The organism is Belnapia sp. AC561 (genome assembly GCF_979252845.1).
Genome location: NZ_CEEDBP010000021.1, coordinates 83,090 through 102,486, shown reverse-complemented (window position 1 = coordinate 102,486; position 19,397 = coordinate 83,090). Strand labels below are relative to the sequence as shown.

Annotated in this window: 18 protein-coding genes; 10 read left to right on the top strand and 8 right to left on the bottom strand. The window is 72.6% G+C overall.

Annotated features, from left to right (window positions below; genetic code table 11):
• Positions 1 to 122 precede the first annotated feature (122 nt).
• Entirely contained in the window at positions 123 to 1,709 is a 1,587-nt protein-coding gene (locus AC0IW9_RS17845) for a L,D-transpeptidase family protein (RefSeq protein ID WP_471649629.1), read from the top strand.
• Positions 1,710 to 1,711: 2 nt separating this feature from the next.
• Entirely contained in the window at positions 1,712 to 2,296 is a 585-nt protein-coding gene (locus AC0IW9_RS17840) for a peptidoglycan L,D-endopeptidase MepK (protein WP_471649628.1), read from the top strand.
• Positions 2,297 to 2,333: 37 nt separating this feature from the next.
• On the opposite strand, the gene mepA is transcribed toward AC0IW9_RS17840, so the two are convergent.
• Together mepA and AC0IW9_RS17830 are read right to left on the bottom strand one after the other, a co-directional pair.
• Positions 2,334 to 3,161, bottom strand: a complete 828-nt coding sequence (gene mepA / locus AC0IW9_RS17835; protein WP_471649627.1) for a penicillin-insensitive murein endopeptidase — start codon at positions 3,159 to 3,161, stop codon at positions 2,334 to 2,336.
• A 38-nt stretch (positions 3,162 to 3,199) separates the two neighbouring features.
• On the bottom strand, positions 3,200 to 3,775 hold the full coding sequence (locus AC0IW9_RS17830; protein WP_471649626.1) for a polysaccharide biosynthesis/export family protein: 576 nt from the start codon (positions 3,773 to 3,775) through the stop codon (positions 3,200 to 3,202).
• Between the two features lie 367 nt (positions 3,776 to 4,142).
• Between AC0IW9_RS17830 and AC0IW9_RS17825 the strand changes: the two genes are divergently transcribed.
• From AC0IW9_RS17825 to AC0IW9_RS17795, 7 genes are all read left to right on the top strand, one after another.
• On the top strand, positions 4,143 to 6,314 hold the full coding sequence (locus AC0IW9_RS17825) for a GumC family protein (protein WP_471649625.1): 2,172 nt from the start codon (positions 4,143 to 4,145) through the stop codon (positions 6,312 to 6,314).
• An 8-nt stretch (positions 6,315 to 6,322) separates the two neighbouring features.
• Positions 6,323 to 7,315 (top strand): UDP-glucose 4-epimerase GalE, encoded by a 993-nt coding sequence (gene galE, locus AC0IW9_RS17820; protein ID WP_471649624.1) that lies wholly within the window; start codon positions 6,323 to 6,325, stop codon positions 7,313 to 7,315.
• Between the two features lie 216 nt (positions 7,316 to 7,531).
• Entirely contained in the window at positions 7,532 to 8,137 is a 606-nt protein-coding gene (locus AC0IW9_RS17815; protein WP_471649623.1) for a hypothetical protein, read from the top strand.
• A 3-nt stretch (positions 8,138 to 8,140) separates the two neighbouring features.
• Positions 8,141 to 9,550: a glycosyltransferase family 9 protein gene (locus tag AC0IW9_RS17810; protein WP_471649622.1), complete on the top strand. Its 1,410-nt coding sequence runs from the start codon at positions 8,141 to 8,143 to the stop codon at positions 9,548 to 9,550.
• A 3-nt stretch (positions 9,551 to 9,553) separates the two neighbouring features.
• Positions 9,554 to 10,687 (top strand): hypothetical protein, encoded by a 1,134-nt coding sequence (locus AC0IW9_RS17805; RefSeq protein WP_471649621.1) that lies wholly within the window; start codon positions 9,554 to 9,556, stop codon positions 10,685 to 10,687.
• A gap of 8 nt (positions 10,688 to 10,695) precedes the next feature.
• Positions 10,696 to 11,484 (top strand): FkbM family methyltransferase, encoded by a 789-nt coding sequence (locus tag AC0IW9_RS17800; protein WP_471649620.1) that lies wholly within the window; start codon positions 10,696 to 10,698, stop codon positions 11,482 to 11,484.
• A gap of 13 nt (positions 11,485 to 11,497) precedes the next feature.
• Positions 11,498 to 12,688 carry a hypothetical protein gene (locus tag AC0IW9_RS17795; protein WP_471649619.1) on the top strand — a complete coding sequence of 397 codons (1,191 nt, stop codon included), beginning with the start codon at positions 11,498 to 11,500 and terminating at the stop codon, positions 12,686 to 12,688.
• Here the strand turns inward: AC0IW9_RS17795 and AC0IW9_RS17790 are convergent.
• The 3 genes from AC0IW9_RS17790 to AC0IW9_RS17780 all read right to left on the bottom strand — a co-directional run bounded on the left by AC0IW9_RS17790 (position 12,575) and on the right by AC0IW9_RS17780 (position 16,376).
• The gene (locus tag AC0IW9_RS17790) at positions 12,575 to 13,834 is read right to left on the bottom strand and encodes an ATP-grasp domain-containing protein (RefSeq protein ID WP_471649618.1); all 1,260 of its coding nucleotides are present in this window, start codon (positions 13,832 to 13,834) and stop codon (positions 12,575 to 12,577) included. The two genes, AC0IW9_RS17795 and AC0IW9_RS17790, sit on opposite strands and share 114 nt — an antisense overlap.
• Before the next feature lie 86 nt (positions 13,835 to 13,920).
• Entirely contained in the window at positions 13,921 to 14,955 is a 1,035-nt protein-coding gene (locus AC0IW9_RS17785; RefSeq protein ID WP_471649617.1) for an acyltransferase family protein, read from the bottom strand.
• A gap of 5 nt (positions 14,956 to 14,960) precedes the next feature.
• On the bottom strand, positions 14,961 to 16,376 hold the full coding sequence (locus AC0IW9_RS17780; RefSeq protein WP_471649616.1) for an O-antigen ligase family protein: 1,416 nt from the start codon (positions 16,374 to 16,376) through the stop codon (positions 14,961 to 14,963).
• 218 nt (positions 16,377 to 16,594) lie between these two features.
• Here AC0IW9_RS17780 and AC0IW9_RS17775 point away from each other — a divergent pair, with 218 nt between their 5' ends.
• Positions 16,595 to 17,728 (top strand): acyltransferase family protein, encoded by a 1,134-nt coding sequence (locus AC0IW9_RS17775; protein WP_471649615.1) that lies wholly within the window; start codon positions 16,595 to 16,597, stop codon positions 17,726 to 17,728.
• Here the strand turns inward: AC0IW9_RS17775 and AC0IW9_RS17770 are convergent.
• From AC0IW9_RS17770 to AC0IW9_RS17760, 3 genes are all read right to left on the bottom strand, one after another.
• Positions 17,714 to 18,661, bottom strand: a complete 948-nt coding sequence (locus AC0IW9_RS17770; protein WP_471649614.1) for a cellulase family glycosylhydrolase — start codon at positions 18,659 to 18,661, stop codon at positions 17,714 to 17,716. The genes AC0IW9_RS17775 and AC0IW9_RS17770 overlap by 15 nt on opposite strands.
• Before the next feature lie 4 nt (positions 18,662 to 18,665).
• Positions 18,666 to 18,944 (bottom strand): hypothetical protein, encoded by a 279-nt coding sequence (locus AC0IW9_RS17765; protein ID WP_471649613.1) that lies wholly within the window; start codon positions 18,942 to 18,944, stop codon positions 18,666 to 18,668.
• Between the two features lie 15 nt (positions 18,945 to 18,959).
• On the bottom strand, positions 18,960 to 19,397 hold a 438-nt coding region (locus AC0IW9_RS17760; RefSeq protein WP_471649612.1), incomplete at its 5' end, for a beta-barrel domain-containing protein.

Genomic DNA, 19,397 nt, shown 5'->3' with positions numbered 1-19,397 from the left:
GGCAGGGGGGGGCCGGCAGCGGGGGGCGGATCGGCAACAGCCGCGGCGAACCCGTGGCGGGACAAGGCGACTCGGCTGCGAAGCCCTGGCGATCGGCGGGACGGGGCTGTATGCAAGGGATCGTGCGCGCAATCATCCTCTCCGCCTCGCTCGGAGCCCTGCTCGGGGCCGCTGGCCCCTTTCTCATCCAGGGGGGGCTCACCGCGGCTGCCCTCGCCGCACCGCCGGGCGCCATGGCCGGCCCCGGCCAGGGGCTGCCCTTCGCGGCGCAGGACAGCCAGGCGCTGCTGCGGCTGGCGGACCGGCTGCGGCGGCTGGAGGAGGATGGGCTCGACCCCCGCGCCTATGCGGTGCCCGCCGATGCCCTGGCGGCGAGCGACCCGGCGGCCTGGCATGCCGGGCTGCAGCGGTCGGCGCTGCTGGCGCTGACCGACCTGCTGCATGGCCGGGTGGCGGAACTGCCGAACCGGGCCGACCTGCGGCGCGAGCTGGCGGCCGTGCCGCTGGGCCCCTGGATGACGGAACTGGCGACGGCGGCGGAGCCGGCCGCGGTGCTGGACCGGGCGGCGCTGCTGCCGCGGGAGGCCGCGGTGCTGAAGCGGGCGCTGGCCGTGGCCCGGGCGCGGGTGGCCGCCGGCGGCTATCCCGTGGTGCCGACCACCGGGCCGGATACGCTGGAGCCCGGCAGCTTCGATGCGCTGCGGGTGCCGGCGCTGCGGGCGCGGCTGCTGGCGACGGATGCGCTGCTGGCCTCGGCCGAGGTCGGCGACATGATCGTATACGATGAAGCGCTCGTGGCGGCGGTGAAGCGCTTCCAGGCGGCCGAGGGGCTGGAGCCGGATGGGCGGATCGGCCGCATCACCTTCGCCGCGCTGAACCGCCCGGCCGAGGCGACGGTGCGCCAGCTCCGGGTGGCGCTCGACATGCGGCGGGCGGCGCCGCCGCCGCCGGCGGAGCGGCATATCGAGGTGAACGTGCCGCATCAGCGGCTGGTCCTGGCCGAGCAGGGCCGGGTGCTGCTTGACATGGCCGTGATCGTCGGGAAGCCGGCCCGGGCCACGCCGATGCTGCGGGTGCGGCTGAATGCGATCCAGTTCAACCCGCAATGGGGAGTGCCTGAGCGCAATGCGCGGGAGGACCTGCTGCCGCGCTTCCGCCGCGACCCCCGGGCGATGATGGAGAAGGGCTTTCGCGTCTACGGTTTCGTCGATGGCGTCCGCACCGAGATCGATCCGACGACGATCGACTGGGCCAGCGTGAACCCGACCAGATTTCCCTATTTCATCCGGCAGGATGCGGGCGATATCAATGCCTTGGGCCGCATCAAGTTCATCATGCCGAATACCGAGGACATCTACATGCACGATACCCCCGACCGGCACCTGTTCCGCCGACCGGACCGCGCCTTCTCCTCGGGCTGCATCCGGCTGGAGAAGCCGATGGAGTTGCTGGACGTGGTGCTGCAGGGGACGGCGGGCTGGGACCGGGCGCGGGCCGAGCGGGTGCTGGCGAGCCGGGCGACGACGGGCGTCGCCATCGCCCGGTCGATTCCGGTGCGGCTGCACTATACCACCGCGGTCGTCGCGGGCGGGCAGGTGGTGCTGCGGCCGGATATCTACGGGCTGGACGAGGCCTATGCGCGGGCGATGGACAGCAGCCGGACGCGCGTCGCCAGCGCCGGGACGACAAGCCTGGGCGGGGCGCGCTGAGCATGCGGGCCAAGCTGCCGGCCTGCCCCTGCTGCGCCGGCGGGGGGGAGGCGGTGGTCTCGCGCCGCGGGTTCCTGGGCGCGGCGATCGGCCTGGCCTGCACCGCGGCGGGCGGGGCGCAGGCCCAGCTCCTCGGCGGCGGGCCGCGCAGCCTGAGCATCCAGCGGATGCAGACCGGGGAAAGCTTCACCGGCGACTACTGGCGGGACGGGCGCTACGACCGCGAGGCGCTGCGCCAGCTCGACTGGCTGCTGCGCGACCCCTCCATGGAGGAGGTGACGCCGATGGACCCGCGGCTCTTCGACGTGATGGCGACGGTCGCGCGGCAGATGGATGCGAGCGAGGGCTACCAGGTCATCAGCGGTTACCGGGCGCCGGAGACCAATGCGGCGCGGGCGCGGGAATCGCGCCGGGTGTCGCGGGCCAGCCTGCACATGTCGGGCATGGCGGCGGATGTGCGGCTGCCGGGGCGGGACAGCATGGGCCTGGCCCGGCTGGCGGCGGAGATGCAGATCGGCGGCGTCGGGCTGTATCGGCGGGATGGCTTCGTGCATCTGGATTGCGGGCCGGCGCGGCGCTGGTCGTAACGGCGGGCCGGGGCGGAGGCGCCCCTCGGCCTGGCATTCAGGGCGCCGCGGGATAGCCCGAGAGCACGGCGGCGCAGGCGGCCGGCATTTGCGGCCTCGGCCCGGGCGGGCGCGGCGCCGGGTGGCGCGCTTCCGGCGTCAGCCACCAGGCCAGGCTGGCGTCGCAGCCATCGCCGGGCGGGGGCGGGGGCTGGTCGCGGCATTCCGGCTGGCCGGGCGGGCAGCGCAGGCGGATATGCATGTGGCTGTCGTGCCCGCGCCAGGGGCGGACCCGGCGGAGCCAGGCGGCGCCGGCCTCGGTGCGGCAGAGCTCCCGCTTGATGGCATGGTTGACCAGTACCCGATCGATGCCGGGCTGTTCCGCGGCGAGGCGGATGAGGGCGGCATGGCCGGGGCGCCAGACCCGGCGATCGACGCCGGATTCGTCGGGCAGGACCAGGGAGGCGACCTCGATATCCTCCCGCTGGGCCGGCGGGCGGGGCGGCTTGGGGCCGAGGTCGAGCCAGATATCGGCATCCAGCCCAGCCTGGTGGCTGGCATGGCCATAGGGCATCGGCCCGCCGCGGGGCTGGCCGAGGTCGCCGATCCAGAGCGGCGGGAAGCCGGCGGCCTGGGCGGCGCGGGTGAAGCCTTCCAGCGTGGCGATCAGCGCCGGATGGCCCCAGTGGCGGTTGCGGGACAGGCGGACCGCCTGCCAGCCCGGCCCATCCGCCGGCAGGGACACCGCTCCGGCGATGCAGCCGAGGCCGGTGCCGCCGATGATGCGGGCGGGACCGGGCACGGGGGTCCTGGCCGCCGCCCAGCTGGCCGGCGCGTCCAGCGGCTGCGCTGCCGCCGGCCGGGGATCAAGCGCTGCCGCCGGCAACAGGCCGGCGGCAAGCCAGAGCAGGGTGGCGAGACGTCTCAGAAACGGCGCTCGAAGACGGTCACGACGTCGCCCGGCTGGACCAGGGATTCCCGCTGGGCGCGGTATTCCACCGGGCGGCCATCGGCGCCGATGCGGGTGATCGAGACATAATCCTTGATCGCCCGATAGTTGAAGCCACCGGCGACGGCCACGGCGGTGAGGCTGGTCATGCCGGGCTGGTAGGGGAACTGGCCGCCGCGCTCGACCATGCCGAGCACGAAGACCGGGCGATAGGCGATGACCTGGACGGCCGCCGAGGGGTCGCGGAACAGGTTCTTGTCGCGCATCTCCTTCTCGACCGCCCGTTCCACCTCGGTGGTGGTCAGGCCGGAGGCGCGGACGGTGCCGATCAGCGGCAGGGCGATGGTGCCGGCATCGGAGACGCGGAAGTCGCCGGTGAGGCGGGGATCGTTGAAGACGGTGACCCGGAGCTGGTCTTCCGGGCCGACCCGGTAGGAGGCGAGCGTCGCATCCGGCAGGGGCGGCAGGCCGGCGCCCGGGGTGGAGCATGCGGCCAGGCCGGTGAGGCCGGTGAGCAGCAGCATCATGCAGAAACCGCGGCGGATATGCATTTGGCGGGCTTTCCTTCCGTAAGACGAGACAATCGATGGCCGTTTCCCGGCCCGGGAGACTGACCCGGACCACGATGCGCGCAGGTCGTTATAGTCTTTGCCAGACGACACGTGTCCGGCACATTCGCGTTTCCTTGCGTGCATGGTCCATCACGCTGATGTTTGCGCCGCGGCGCGATGTTCGCCACCCCGTTGATTGACCGGCTTCCGGCCGGGCGCGTAATGCCCAAACGCTCCGCAGCATTCGCCGCGAAGGAAAGACGCACCCCGCATGCTCGACAGACCGGTTGAATCGCGGCCCCCTACCGACAGGAAGCCGCAACTCCGTACACCAGCGCCCGTCGCGTCACCGATCGAGCCCGAGGGCATGACGGTGACGGCGCTGCTGGCGGCCTTGCGCCGGCGGCGCTTGGTGCTCGTGCTCTGCGCCCTGCTGTTTCCCATCGCGGCCTATGTCGCGGCGAAGCAATTGACGCCGCGCTACACCGCCAGCGCGACGGTGATGTTCGAGCCGACCGACTATTCGGCGCGCGAGCTGCAGAGCATCCTGCGCGACGAGACGACGACGGATGCGGTGCTGGCGAGCCAGGTGGATGTTATCCGCAGCTTGTCCGTGGCCCGGCGCATCGTCCGCCAGTTCGACCTGACCAACCGCGAGGAATTCGCCTGGTGGGTCACGGAATCGAAGCGGCCGGAGACGCTGAAGTATCGCTGGCAGGACGCGGTCTCGCGCCGGCTCGGCGCGCTGTCCCCGGCGATCGGCGAGGCCCTGGCGCCCGAGGCGCCGGAGCCGCGGCCGCCGGAGGAGCAGGCGGAGATCGCCGCCGCCGAGGCGGTGCGCGACCGGATGCTGGTGGTGGTGGTGCGGAATTCCCGCGTGCTGACCGTCCAGTTCACCTCCGAGGATGCGCAGCTCGCCACCGATGCGGCGAACCTCGCCTCCGAATTGTATATCGCCGACCAGCTCGAGGCGAAGTTCAACGCGGTGCGGCGGGCGAACGACTGGCTGGACGGCCGGGTCGGCCAGCTCCGCGCCGAGCTGCAGACGACCGAGAACCGGATCGCCGAGCTGCGGACCGCCTCCGGCCTCACGCGCGGCGTGAGCGCAGGCCTGGCGACCGAGCAGGTCAGCCGGATCAACACCGACCTGATCGAGGCCCGCAACCAGCTTGCGACCGCCGATGCGCGGCTGAATGCGGCCCGGCGCGGCGGCGGCGGCGCCGACCTCACGGCGCTCGCCTCCTCCAACCTGACCGGGGCCCGGGCGGCGCGCGACGATGCGCGGCGCGACATGGAGCGGCTGCAGGCGACCCTCGGGCCGAATCACCCCGATGTCCGGGCGGCGCGCTCGCGCCTGGCCGAGACGGAACGGGCGGTCGGCGGCGAGACGGGCCGCGTGGTCCAGGCGCTCGATGCCGAGGCGCGGGCCGCCCAGGCGCGCGTCGCCAGCCTCGAGGCGGCGCTGAAGAGCCAGCAGGGCCGGCTCAACTCGAGCCAGGGCGCCGAGATCCAGGTGGCGGCGCTGGAGCGGGATGCGGAAGCCTCCCGCACCCTGCTGCGCGCGGTGCTGGAACGGTCGCAGCAGACGGTGTCGCAGACGGCGATCGAGAAGCCGGATGCGCGGGTGCTGTCGCCGGCGACGAAGCCGGGCATGCCGAGCTTCCCCAAGGTCTCGCTCTTCGTCGTGGCGGCGGCGCTGCTCGGCGTGCTCTTCGGCCTGCTGGTGATCTGGTTCCTGGAGCAGGCGGACAGCACCATCCGCTCGGGCGAGGAGGTTCGAGCCTCGCTCGGCCTGCCCTGCCTGGCGCTGGTGCCGATGCTGAAGCGCGGGTTGCTGGGGCGGCACAAGGTGGAGGACTACGTCGTCCGCAAGCCGCTGAGCCCCTTCTCCGAGAGCATGCGGACCCTGCGGGCCTCCCTCTGGCTCGGCGCGGAGCCACCGCGGGTGGTGGTGATCACCGCGGCGCGGCCGGGCGAGGGCAAGACCACGACCTCGGTCGCGCTGGCCCGTTCGGCAGCGATGAACGGGGAGCGGGTGCTGCTGATCGATTGCGACGTGCGCCAGCCGGCGCTCGGCCGGGTCTTCCGCTGCGAGGGTGCGCCGGGCGTGACCGACCTGCTGCTCGGCCAGGCGCTGCTGGAGCGGATCATCCGCCGCGATCATCTCTCCTCGCTCGACTACATCCCGGCCGGCGCGGCCGAGATCCACTCGCTCGGCCTCTTCATGTCCGAGGCGATGGGCGGGCTGCTGGAGCGGGTGCGGCGCGACTACGACCTGATCGTGCTCGATGCGCCGCCGGCGCTGGCGATGGCGGATGCGCGGGTCGTCGCCCGCCTCGCCGATGCCACACTTTTGTGTGTAAAGTGGCGCGACACGCCGCGTTCGGTGGTGCGCAACTCCCTCGGCCTGCTCGAGGAAGCGCATGCCCGCGTCGTGGGTGCCGCGCTGACGCAGGTGGATGCCAAGGTGCATGGCCGGTCCGGCTATGCGGATGCCGAGGTCTACCATCCCCGCTACGGCGGCTATTTCCGGGAGTAGCCGCGCAGATGGGTCGTTATCTGGTAACGGGCGGAGCCGGCTATGTCGGCAGCCATATCGTCCGGGCGCTGGTCGGTCGGGGCGACGATGTCGTCGTCCTCGACGACCTGCGGCAGGGGCATCGGGCGGCGGTGCCGGCCGGTGCGGAACTGGTCGTCGCCAATCTCGCGGATGCGCCGCGGGTGGCGGAGGTCTTCGCCGGCTGGAAGTTCGACGCGGTGCTGCATTTCGCCGCCTTGTCGCTGGTCGGCGAATCGATGCGGGACCCGCTGCGCTATTGCCGGGAGAATCTCTCGAACAGCCTGATCGTGGCGGATGCGGCGGTGAAGGCGGGCTGCCTGCGCTTCGTCCTCTCCTCCACCGCGGCGCTCTTCGGCTTCCCCAAGCGGATCCCGATCGACGAGGAAGCGGAGGTCGCCCCCGTCTCCGCCTATGGCGAGAGCAAGCTGATGGTGGAGCGGGCGCTGGCCTGGGCCGACCAGGTGCATGGGCTGCGCTCGGCCTCGCTGCGGTACTTCAACGCGGCGGGGGCGGATGCCTCGGGCGAGATCGGCGAGGACCATGAGCCGGAGACGCATCTCATCCCGCTGGCGATCAGCGCGGCGCTGGGCACGCGGCCGCCGCTGACCGTCTTCGGCACGGATTACCCGACGCCGGACGGCACCTGCATCCGCGACTACGTGCATGTGACGGATCTGGCCGACGCGCATCTGCGGGTGCTGGAGCGGCTCGAGACCGGCAGCGTGCGCTTCAACGTCGGCAACGGCACCGGCTATTCGGTGAAGCAGGTGATGGACTCGGTGGAGCGGATCGGCGGCAGGCCGGTGCCGCATGCGCTGGGCCCGCGCCGGGCCGGCGACCCGGCGGTGCTGGTCGCCTCCTCCGCCCGGTTGCGGCAGGAGACGGGCTGGGCGCCACGCTTCGGGGCGCTGGACGATATCGTCCGCAGCGCTTGGTCCTGGCATGCGGCGCATCCCAAGGGCTACGACGACCGGGGCTAGGACGCCCGGGGCTACGACGCCCGGGGCTACGACTGCCGGGCCTGGGCCCGGACCACCGCGGACACCGATCCTGCCGACGAAAACGCCCCACCCGGGGCGTTTTTGCTGTGGGGAGCATTTCGATGCGCGGACATTCATTTCGGCTCTGGCCTTTGGGGCAATTGCGTATAGTATCGTTAACATTCCACAACGTTTATGGCATTCTGGGGTCCAAGCATGGAATTCGGTGCCTCCTGTTCCAGCAAGACGCTTGGCCTGATCCGGGAAGATACCCTGGCGGATCAACTGGATCTGGCACAGAACAGAATCCGCGAACTCGAGGCCCGTGAGCAGTATCTGAATATCCAGATCGACCGGCTCGGGTATGATTTGGACCGTGCGGCAGGCTCGGTTGCCGGAATACTGTCCCTGGCCGATCCGGTCCGGCGCTTTCCGGCCGCCGCATTGGATCCCCTGCTGCAGCTCGCCTCCTTGATGCAGCGGCGCGATGCCTGGCTGGGTGGCCTCACCAGGCTCGGGCTGCAGGGGCCGGTCTTCGGCCTGGCGCCGCATGGCGGGGGGGAGGATCCGCTCACCATCCTCATCGTCGGCTCGGGCGGGATCGGCGATGCGCTGTATCTCTCGGCGGTGGCGCGCGGGTTGTGGGAGGCCTTCGGGGCGCCGCGGATCATCGTCCTGCATGAGCATCCGGCAGCGGCGGAGGTGCTGGGTCACAACCCCCATGTCCTCGGCGTGCTGGTGCCGGAGGAGCCGGCGCGCAGCGGCTTCCTCGACCTGGCGCATGCGCTGGACGTCTTCGACCTGATCGCCGACGTCCGCTAAGTGGTGTCCTATGCGACGCCGCCGCTGTCGCGGATCCCGGCGGAATTCCTGCGGCTGGCGCATGGCCGGGCGGCGCCCTGGCAGCGCTACGTGCGGCTCGACTGGCCGCACCGGAACAACGACCTGGCGAAGCAGGCGGTGCGGGCGGGGTTCAGCAAGCTCGACCTCGCCGGGCATACCGGCAACCTCGCCGTCTCGGCCCGGCAGGGGCCGGAATTCTATCCCCGGCCGGGCACGATGTATCCGGCGCCCGGTGCCGGGGGGGACGACCCGCTGGCCCCGGTGCTGGGGCGGCATTACGTCACCATCCACCATGGCGCGGCGCGGACCATGGCCGGGGCCTCCGGCCTGCAGACCAAGAACCTGCCCCTGCCGCTCTGGACCGCGATCGTCGCGGCGGTGCAGGCCGAGGGCTATGCCGTGGTCCAGCTCGGCGATGTGGTGGAGGCGCTGGTGCCGGGGGTCGATCTCGACCTGCGCGGCGCGACCGGGCTCGAGCAGACGGCCGGCGTGCTGAAGCAGGCGGCGGCGCATCTCGATACCGAGGGCGGCGTGGTGCATCTGGCGCGGGCGATGCGGGTGCCGGGGGTGGTGCTGTTCGGCCCGACCTCGCTCGGCTTCTTCGGCTATCCGCAGAATGCCAACCTCGCGCCGAAGGATTGCGGCGATTGCTGGTGGCTGACGCGGCGCTGGTCGGCCGCCTGCGCACGGGGCTTCGAGGAGCCGCCCTGCATGACCGGGCATGAGGCCACGGCGGTGGTCGAGGCGCTGCGGCGGGTGGCGGTGGCGCCGGGGCGGATCGTCCTGCGCGCCGCGCGGCGGCTGGCGGAGGCGGGGGGGGCCGAGGCGGATCCGGCTTTCGGGACGGCGGCCCTGGCCGTGGAATTGGCCCGGCTCGCCGCGCGGGTCCCCGGGACGGCGGTGCTGCTCGGGGAGATCGGCCTGCTGGCCGCCTGCCTGGAGCTGCCGGGCTTCCTCGCGGCCGATCCGGTGCTGCTGGTGCCGCCGCCGCTGTTCGAGCCGGCGCGGGCCGCGATGGCGCGGCTGGCCGGGCCGGAGGCGTTGCGGCTGCGGCCGGCGGTGCCGGAGGCGATCCCGGCCGAGGCGGGTGATTTCCCGGGCGCCATCGGGGTGATCGACGATCTGCGGCCGCGGCAGGGCCAGGCGGCGGCGGCGGAGCTCTGCCGCATCGCCGCGCAGGCCGGCCCCGTCTGGGTGGTGACCCGGCAGGCGGCGCGGGACGGGATGGCGCCGATGCCCGGGGCCCTGCATGACATCGTCTGGGCGCCCGGGGCGGAGGCCCTGGCGGCGGCGGGGGGGGGCTTCGTCTGCCGGCTGCAGCGCGGCAGGCTGGCGGAGGCGCCGGCCCTGCTGGCCGAGGCGGCTGCCCCGCTGCTGCGGCAGGTCGGCTAGGCGATGCTGCAATTCGGCGGCCGCCTGGGGGAATTCGACCATGCCCGGCTGCGGGAGGATCTCCGCAGCATGCCGGGGCCGATCGAAGGCGCGCTGGCCCGGGGGCGTATCCTGCAGCCGCCGATGGCGCTGCTGGAACGCTATGGCGACGACCTGCTGCATGCCACGCGGACCGATACCGGCGCCTGGGCGCTGCGCTGCGATACCGCGATGCAGGCCTGGATGGATGGCCGCTGTTTCCTGCGTGTGCTGGATGGCGCGGTCGGGTTGAGCTGGCTGGCGGTCGCGGTGGTGCTGGGCCGGCGCGACCTGCGGCCGCGGTTCCGCGGCGCCGGCGGCCTCGACTACGACGAGGCGCTGCGCTGGCTGGTGCTCTACGGCATCCAGGAGCATGGGCTGTTCGGCCTGGCGACGCGACGGCTGGTCGATGAATTGCTGGCGCCGGTGCGGCCCGGCGGCCCGGCGGCGCTGGCGGTGCTGCTGCTGCGGGAAAGGCCGGACCTGCTGCCGCTGTGCCGGGAGCCCTTCAACGCCGGCTTCACCCCCGGTCTGCGCGCCTGGCTGGCGGCCAGCGGGGTGGTGGAATACGGGCTGCACTGGTGCCTGCCGCCGCGCGCGCTGGATGGCGCCGCCGCGGTGCCGCCGCCGCCGGGCTGGCTGCCGCCCGCGATGCCGCCGCCGGCGCCGGCCGGGCGGGCGCCGGGGCGCGAGGGACGCTGCCTCCAGTGGCGGCTGGAGGCCGAGGGAGCGGGCCCGGACTGGCTTTCCGCCTGGTCCTGCCGGGTGCCGGCCGCCGCGGGGCCGGATGGGGTGGAGATCCGGGCGACCGACATGGCGCTGCGGCTGCCGCATCCGGGCGGGCGGCGGGCCACCCTCATCATCCAGGCAACGCCCTGGGACGGGGCGGCGGCGGGCGAGGCGACGCTGGTCGCGTTGCACCGGGACCGGCCGATCGGCGGGGCGCGGTTCCGGCCGCAGGCGGGCGGGACCATCGCGCTGACCCTGCGCGGCATCACGCCGGGCGAGGAGCTGCCGGTCCGGCTCTGCCTGGTGCAGGACGCCGCGCCCATGGTTCCCGGCGGGGTCCCCGGCGGGGCCTGGGCGAAGTGGATTTCCTTCTGGCTGATTGCGGAGTGACGGTGGCGATGGCGAGCGACGCGGAAAGCGGGGCCGGCGGCAGGGCGGCCGATCCGCTGCTCGCCGAGATCCGGCAGCGGCTGATCCATATCGAGACCAAGCAGAACCTGATGCTGGCCGCGGCCGAGCCGGTCGCGCATTTCTCGCCGGACCAGTGGTATGGCCGGCATACCTATTCGCAGCATGGCGAGGATCTCGCCTTCCTCAACATCTTCCACCGGCTCGGGATCGAGCGGCCCTCCTGGGTCGATGTCGGGGCGCATCATCCCTGGCTGATCAGCAATACCGCGCTGCTCTATGCCCGCGGCGGGCGCGGGGTGAATGTCGAGGCCAATCCGCATCTGATCGAGGCCTTCCGGCGGGAGCGGCCGGAGGACGTGAACCTCAACCTCGGCGCCTCCGACCGGGAGGGGGTGATGACCTTCCACATGATCGACCGCGCCTCCGGCCGGAACAGCTTCGACCCCGCGGAGGTGGCGGCCTTCGTCGGCGCGCAGCGGGATTTCGCGGTGACCGAGCGGGTCGAGATCCCGGTCACCACCCTGGCCCGCATCGTGGAGCAGCAGTGCGGCGGCGACTTCCCCGACCTGCTCAGCGTCGATGCGGAGGGGCATGACCTGGCGGTGCTGCGCGGGATCGACTGGACGCGGCCCGGGCCGAAGCTGATCTGCGTCGAGGCGAATACGCCGGCGGCGGAGGAGCAGGTGCTGGGCTACCTCGAGGCGCAGGGCTATCGGCGGGTCTTCGCCGCGGGGCCGAACTGGCTGCTGCTGCGCGCCGACCTCCGCTACCTCTGAGGGGCCCGCGGCGATGATCGTGCTGTGCCTCGGCATGCCGGGCAGTGCCTCGACCTGGGTCTTCAACGTGGTGCGCGACCTGGTCGCGGCGGTGGCGGGGCCGGTGCAGGGCTTCGAGGCGACCAGCCTCGCGGCGGTGGAGGCGGGTTTGCAGGGCAGCCCCGGCTCCCTGGTCATCCGGGCGCATAACGCGACGCCGGCGCTGCTGGCGCTGGTGCGGGCGGCGGGCGGGCAGGTCGTGGTGACGACGCGGGACCCGCGCGATTGCGTCGCCTCCCTGGTCACCCGGCTCGGCGGCGGGGCGGCGGATTGGGCGATGGATGTGGCGCGCTCGCTGGCCTCGGTCGGGACGGTGCTGCGGCTGCCGGGGCAGCGGGTGCTGGCCTTCGAGGCGGCGATCACCCGCGACCCGGCGACCGGGCCGGCCCTGGCGGCGCAGCTCGGCCTGGGGCTGGACCCGGCGGAGGCCCGGTGCATCGCCGCGGCCTGGAGCCTGGACAAGGTCAAGGCGCGGATGGCGGCGGCGGCGGCCTTGCGGGCGAACCAGACGGCAGGCTTCGGCTCGGACCCGGCGACCGGCTTCAACGAATCGCATATCGGCGACGGCAGGATCGGCAAATGGGCCGATGCGCTGACGCCGGAGGATGCGGCGGCGGTGGACCGGGCCTTCGGCGGCCTGCCGCGGCCGCAGGGCGGGCTGCGGCCGGGCGATACCATCCGCTTCGGCGAGGCGCTGTTCAGCCCGGCGGTGCGGCGGGACGAAAGCGAGGACGCCGGGCCCGGACCCTTCGGCAGGCCGGTGATGCGGCTCTGCTACCTCGCCGCCGGGCCTTGGCGCCTGCGCCTGCACGGGCGGCTGCCGGGGCTTGCGACGCCGCGCTGGCTGAGCGTCTTCGTCGGCGGGGAAAGGGTGCAGGCGCGGCTGGTGGAGGCCTCCGCTTCGGGGGAGAGCCAAGCGGTGGCGCTGTCCTTCCTCCTCGACCACCGCGGACATGAGGACATGATCGAGGTCTGGCTGGAGACGCCGGCGGGCGGGCTGCCCGACCCGCACCGGGCCGGGGCGCTGGAGCTGGCGGCGGCGCGGTTGCCCTCAGTGCCGGGGCAGTGCCTGGCGGCTGCCGGGCCAGGTGGCGATGCGGCGGTCGATCATCCGCTCGACCGCGGTGACGATGCTGCGGACCGCGGCGCGCTTGTAGGGGTATAGGCCGGGCCGGTCCCAGCCATGCACGATCATGCCGGTCTCGACCTCGAACAGCACGAGCCGGCCGTCGCGCAGCAGCCCGCAGTCGATGCCGAAGTAGTCGAGGCCGATGCGGTCGGCGATGGCGCGGAGCGCGCGCCGGGCCGGGGCAGGGAAGGCGCCGGCGAGGTCGCCGAGGAAGCGGGCTTCCTCCCGCCGCTTCCACGGATCCTGCTCCATGCGCGCGTTGTAGTACCAGACGGTCCAGTCGTCGTGGATGGCCATGTGGTAGGGCAACGGCTGGCCGTCGACGACGACGAGGCGGAACTTGCGCCAGTGGCCGTCGCCGCTGCAGTAGTCGATGAAGGGGGCGATGAGGAAGCGCGGCGCATCGATGCTGCCGAGATAGGCGCGCAGCGCCGCGGGGCCGCTCAGCCGAGCGAGGTCGCGGCCGGCATGCGAGGCTTCCGGCCGGATGATGACGGGCCATTCCAGCGCGGGCCCGGCCTCCAGTGTCGCGCGGTCCAGCAGGCGTTGCGGCGGCACCACGGCATCCGGCAGTCCCTGCAGCAGCGCGGCGACGCCGAGGCGGGAGAGGCCGGCGATGCGCTGCCCGCAATTGATGACCGGAGCGCCGAGCGCGGCGGCGAGATGGTCCGCCGCGGCGAGGACAAGCTGGTGGCGCGGGTCCTCGGCGATGGCGACGAAGATGCAGTCGAATTCGGGCAATTGCCCGGCGAAGGCGGAGGCGGGGTCCCGCAGCACCGCGGCCGGGTCGGTCAGCCAGAGGGTATGCAGCGCGATATCGGCGGCATCGAGCAGGGCGCCGAGCGGCAGGTTGGCCTGGAAATCCCCGGGCGCGGCGAGGGCCAGGATGCGACGGCGCGGCGCCGGGCTGAAGCGGGAGGTGACGGGGTGCTGGGCCAGCGCGGCCTGGAGGTTGCGAACGGCCGGGCCGGGCTCCCCCAGCACCTGGCAGACTTCCCAGAGCAGGTAATGCGCGCGGCGCTGCTCGGCCGGGTCTTCCACCGCGCGGTCCAGCACGGCGCGGGCGGAGCGCCAATTCTCCCGCGCCGCATAGTCCAGGGCGCGGCCGAGGAGCGGGCCGGGGGGAGGATGTCCCGGTCCCGCGGGCTGAGGGCCGAGTAGACGACGCAATCCATGGCTCACCTGCTGCGATGCCCGGCCCCTGCTGGGCCACCGGGGAGCAGGCTGCGGCAAGCAGGTGAAGAAAGCCTGAAGCCGGGGGCCCGGCGTCAGTCGGTCAGGCGGTCCAGCGTGGGAATGCGGCGGAGGACCAGCCACTTCAGCAGCACCGGCGCGCCGAGGCCGAAGGCCATGGCCACCGTGACATGGAGCAGGAACCACTCCTCCGTCCAGCCGATGCCGGCGGCAATCAGCAGCGCCTTGCCGCCGCCGATCGCCAGGGTATTGAAGAGGTAGATCGCCATGGCGTAGCGCCCGAGCGCCAGCGGCCATTGCCAGTGGCAGACCGGCGGGCGGCGGATGGCGCCATGCAGCGCCGGGATGCAGAGCAGCCCGCAGACCACCATGGACCAGCGCGCATCCAGCCAGTCCAGTTCCGCCGCGGCCAGCCCCAGGGCGAAGGCGAGCCACCAGAGCGGCTGCAGGCGCTCGAAGGCGGGCAGGGCGCGGGCCTGGCGTTCGGTGAACCAGACGCCGGCGGCGAAATAGAGGAAGTGGCTGGCGAAGCGGTCGAGATAGGCGATCGGCGGGACATCGATGAATTGCAGGGCGAGGCCGAGCAGCACCAGCCCGGTGCCGCCGATCCGGCGCAGCAGCAGCGCCACGATGGTGCTGAGGAAGAGCACCAGCAGGTACCAGACGGAGGTCGCCGGGCTGTGGCCGGTGGTCCAGAACAGGTCGCGGAGGCCGCCGCCCAGCCCCTCCGGCGGGTTGTCGACGTGCAGGAATTGCAGGGCGATGAGCTTCGACGCCAGGATCAGCAGGCCGATGCCGAAGAAGGGCACCAGCAGCCGCACCGCCCGCTTGCGCAGCGCCGCCGGCCAGGTGGGCGGCGCGGTGGCGAGCAGCCCCGAGAGCACCGCGACGGTGCCGCTGAGGTAGAGGAAGAAGGGCATGTGGAAGCGGTAGATCGCGTAGCGGACCGGCTCGTACCACTCGACGCCGGACGGCGCCTGCTGCGCCACCACATGGCCGAAGACCACCAGCAGGATGGCGATGCCGCGCGCCCGGTCCAGGTCGAGCCGGCGTTCCCGGACCGGGGGACGGATTGGGGGCCGGGGGGGATGGGTCAGGCCCTGGTCCATGGCGGTCAGCCCGGCCGGGCTTCGGGCCGGGGCTGGCGCCAGGTGAGGGTATCGGCGGCATGGCGGGTGGTGCCGCGGCCATGCGGGGTGCGGCCGTGCAGGCCCTGCTTCGCCTCGATCCGGCCGCGGGCGAGGATGGCCCCGAAGAGGCAGAACTGCATGACGGAGGTAGTGGCGATCAGCGTGTTGTCGAAGCCGCTGTGGATCAGCACGCCGACCAGGGCGGCGCGCAGCACCAGCTTCTCGGCCGGGGCGAGGCGGCGGGAGCCGCCCCAGATCCAGGCGATGATGGCGATGAAGATCGCGGCGCAGCCGATGATGCCGCCATCGACCGACAGCCGCAGGTATTCGTTGTGCGCGGCGGTGCTGCCCAGCAGCTTGATGAGCGGGTCGTCCGGGTTGACGATCAGCTTGCCGGCGCCGAGGCCGAAGCCGAACAGCGGCCGGGCCTCGATCGCCTCGATGAAATAGGGCCACATCAGGTCGCGGCCGGAGCTGCTGCTGCCCTGGTCCACGAAGCGGCCGAGGGCGAAGACCAGCACCGGGCTGAGCAGCAGCAGGCCGGGACCCAGGCTGCCCATGATCAGGTCGACCTTGCGCTTCAGCGGGAAGAGCTTGCGGTCCGAGAGCAGGAAGATGGCGAGCATGAAGATCACCACGGCGCCGAGCGGGGCGCGGGCCTGGGTCGCCAGCAGGATGGCGAGGTTCAGGCCGGCGATGATGATCCAGCGCATCTTGAAGCCGCGCAGGTATTCCAGCATGGCGGCGAAGATGGCGGTGCTGCAGAAGCCGGCCAGGAAGGGCGCGGTATGCATGCCCTGGAAGCGGCCGAGCGTGTCGAAGGCGGGGTAGAGCCCGGCGACGGTGGTCAGCAGGCTGGCGACGGCGCTGATAATGGGCACCAAGGTGGCGCCGCGGATCACCGTGGTCCAGATCCGCTTCGGCGCCATGGCGAAGGCCAGCACGAAGGGCGCGGTGGAGCCGATGAAGCTGCGGATCATCTCCGCGTTGGTGACGACCTTGCCGATCGGCAGGATGACGATGCTCATCACCGCGATGACGGTATAGGCGAGGAAGGGCCAGTTGATGGCGCTCGCCGGGCCGTAGCGGATGAGGAGGGCGCCGGCCAGGGCGAAGGGCACCACCTTCACCACCGCGGAGCCCAGCGCCCCGGCGGCGCCGCCGACGCCCCCGAACATGCCGCCGTCGAGCTGGAAGTCGAGGCCGATGCCATAGGTCAGCACCAGCAGGCCGACGATCGCCTGCGGGAACTGATAGAGCGCGAGGGCGCCCAGGGTCAGCACCATGACCGGCAGCAGGAGCAGCAGGTACTCCGGCTTCAGCAGGGCGAAGAGAAGCATCCCGGTGGCGCCGCAGAGCGCGATCAGGACCTGGCCGAAGGGGGAGGTGAGACTTGGCATGCCCCTGCCTTGTGTCACGCGAAGAGGGCGGAGGGCTAATCAGCCTTCTGTCATTGCCGCTACCCGAAAGCGTGACCGCCGGGGGCGGAGCAGGCGTGTATGGCAGGCGGCATGGGTGACCGGGCGGCCCACTTCGCTAAGGTGAAGCGGCGCCGGAGGGGCGAACAGGCCGGTTTGGCGTTGCCGTCCGGGTTGCGTGACGAGGAGAGCGAGGGCGGATGCAGCCAGTATCGAATGGGGCGGTATCGAGTGGGGCGGCGCCGCGGGATGCGGCCCTGACGCGGCTGCGCTTCTTCCTGATCGGCTGGGTGATCCTCTATCACCTCGACCTGCCGCTGCAGGTCAGCCAGATCCTGCCCTGGGTGGCGCCGCTGCTGGGGCATGGCTACCTCGGGGTGGATGGGTTCTTCCTGCTGTCGGGCTATGCGCTGTTCCTCGGCTACGGGACGCGGCCGCCGCGCGGCTGGGCGGGGGCCCGGGGCTTCCTGCGGCGGCGATTCGCCAAGATCTGGCCGCTGCATGCGCTGGCGCTGTTCGCCCTGGCCGGGCTGGTGGCGGCGGCGAGCGCGGCGGGGGCCGGCATCCGCAACCCGGAGCGATTCGGGGTGGCGGAATTCGTCCTGCAGCTGTTCCTGATGAATGCCTGGGAGACGACCAGTATCCATGCCTGGAACTATCCCTCCTGGGCGCTGTCGGTAGAATGGGCGGGATACCTGGCCTTCCCGCTGGTGCTGGCCGGGGTGCTGAAGCTGCCGCGGCCGCTGGTCTGGCTGCTGCCGATGCTGGGGATGGCGGGGCTGGCCTGGCTTTCGGGCTGGGTGCCGGAGGGCGGGCTGAACCGGACCCTGCACCTGGGTCTGGTGCGCTTCGGGCTGGAATTCGCCATCGGGCTGGGCCTCGGCCGGCTGGCGGTGGAGGGGCGGCTGCCGCGGGCGATGCTGTGGCCGGCGGTGGCGGCCCTGCCGCTGGGGCTCTGGCTGGGCGAGGATGCGCTGGCGGTGCTGGGCCTGGCCGCGCTGGTGCCGGCGCTGCACCGGCCGGGCGCCGCGGCCGCAGGCACCGGGGCCGTGGCCGGCGTGGCGGCGAAGCGGCCGGACCTGCTGCTGCGGCTCGGCGAGGCGTCCTTCGGGATCTATCTCTGCTGGGTCTTCATCGAGGCCGGGCTGGTCGCGGTGCTGCGGCTCGGGCAGCCGGGACCGGCGGGCCGGATGGGGCTGATGCTGGCGGGCTTCCTGGCCAGCCTGGTCGCGGGCTGGCTGGCCTGGCGCTTCATCGAGGTGCCGGCGCATGCCTGGCTGCTGCGGCGGGGCCGGGGCCCCGCCGCGCCGGGCGTGGCCTCAGCCGCGCGATAGCATGCCGGGCGGGACGAGGCCGGGGTGGAGCCCTGGCCCGTCGCCCGGTTGCAGCCGCCACCAGCTGCCGTGGCTATAGGACCAGAGCGTGACCGGCAGGCCGAGGCTGCGCAGCGCCGGCAGGGATTGCGCGAGGTCGGCGGCGAAGGCCTCGCGGTTCGTCTCATGGCCCATGGCGCCGCCGAGTTCGGCCACCACCACCGGCAGGCGATGGCGGTCCCGCCAGGCGGCGATGGGGGCGAAGCGGGCGGCGACGGTGGCGGGATCGCCGCCCTGGTAGTCATGCACCTCCGCCATGGTGCCGGGATCGGCCGGGGGGGTGCATTCCAGCAGGGAGCCGGCGCTGCACCATTCCCGCCCGCCCCACATGAGCAGGTGGCGCGGCGCTGCCCGCCGCATCGCTGTCAGCAGGCGGTCGCGCACCGGCAGCCAGCTCGCGGTATCGTCGAAGACCGGCTCGTTCAGCGCCGCCAGCACGGTGGTCGTGGGATCGAGCCGGGCGGCGAAGAAATCGGCCCGGGCGCGGAGCGCGGCCCAGTCCGCGGCCTGCCAGGGATTCGACTGGTGGTAGAAATCCGCCATGCCGAGGAAGATGGTGACGCCGGCCGCCTGGGCATCCTGCACCGCCTCGGCGAAGAGGCCGGGCAATTCCATGCCGGAGCCGGTCTTGCCGACCTCCGGCATGAAGAGCCGGGCGTGGTCGAAGCCGGCGGCGCGGAATTCGCGCCACCAGCCGGGGCCGAGGCGGCGCGGATGGTTGTCCTTGGCGACCGGGTACCAGCGTTCCAGGTTGGCGCCGAGCCGGAGCCCGGCGATGCGCGCGCGGATCGGGGCGAGGTCCTGCGCGGCCGCCGGCGATGCGGCGGCCGCGAGGGACAGGGCCATCAGACCCCGGCGGCCGAGGCCGGCCGGGGACCGGGTCGGGGCGGCCATCGGCCTAGCCGAAGCGGAAGGAGCCGGGGACGGTCGGCGCCGGAGCGCCGGCCTCCGGGCTGGCCGCCTGCTGCTGCTCCTTCATCCGCGTCTCGACCTGCTTGAGCAGGCCGAGCAGGCTATTCGCCATGGACGGCAGCTGCACCAGCGGCACGACCAGCTGGCCGCAGGGCACCGGCTTACCGTCCGAGCCGGTCTGCGCCAGGGTCATCCGGGCGACGCCATGGGTGATGCTGGCGTCGAGGATGCCGTCGGCGAAGAGGGTGGTGCGGGTCTCGGCCATGCCTGGGTGGTCTCCTTACTGCTCGCGGAAGGCGCGATGGAAGCTGTCGCGGATCGGCTGGGTGATATAGCGGAAGAAGCTTCTTTCGCCGACCTGCACATGGGCTTCCACCGGCATGCCGGGGGTGAGGAAGACGTTGGGCAGCTTCGCCAGCTGGTCCGGGTCGATCAGGATATAGGCCCGGTAGTATTGCTGGCGGGTCTGGTCGTTGGTGGTCACGTCTGCTGCCACCCAGGTCACTTGGCCGTGCAGATAGGGCACCAGCCGCTGCTTGAAGGCGGGCAGGCGGATTTCCGAATGCAGGCCGGGATAGACCACGTCGATGTCGTAGGGCTGGACATTCACCTCGGCGATCAGCCGGTCGTGGTCGGGGACGAGGTCCATCACCGGGTCGCCCGGCTTCACCACGGCGCCCAGGGTGAAGAAGCGCTGGTTCACCACGGTGCCGGAATC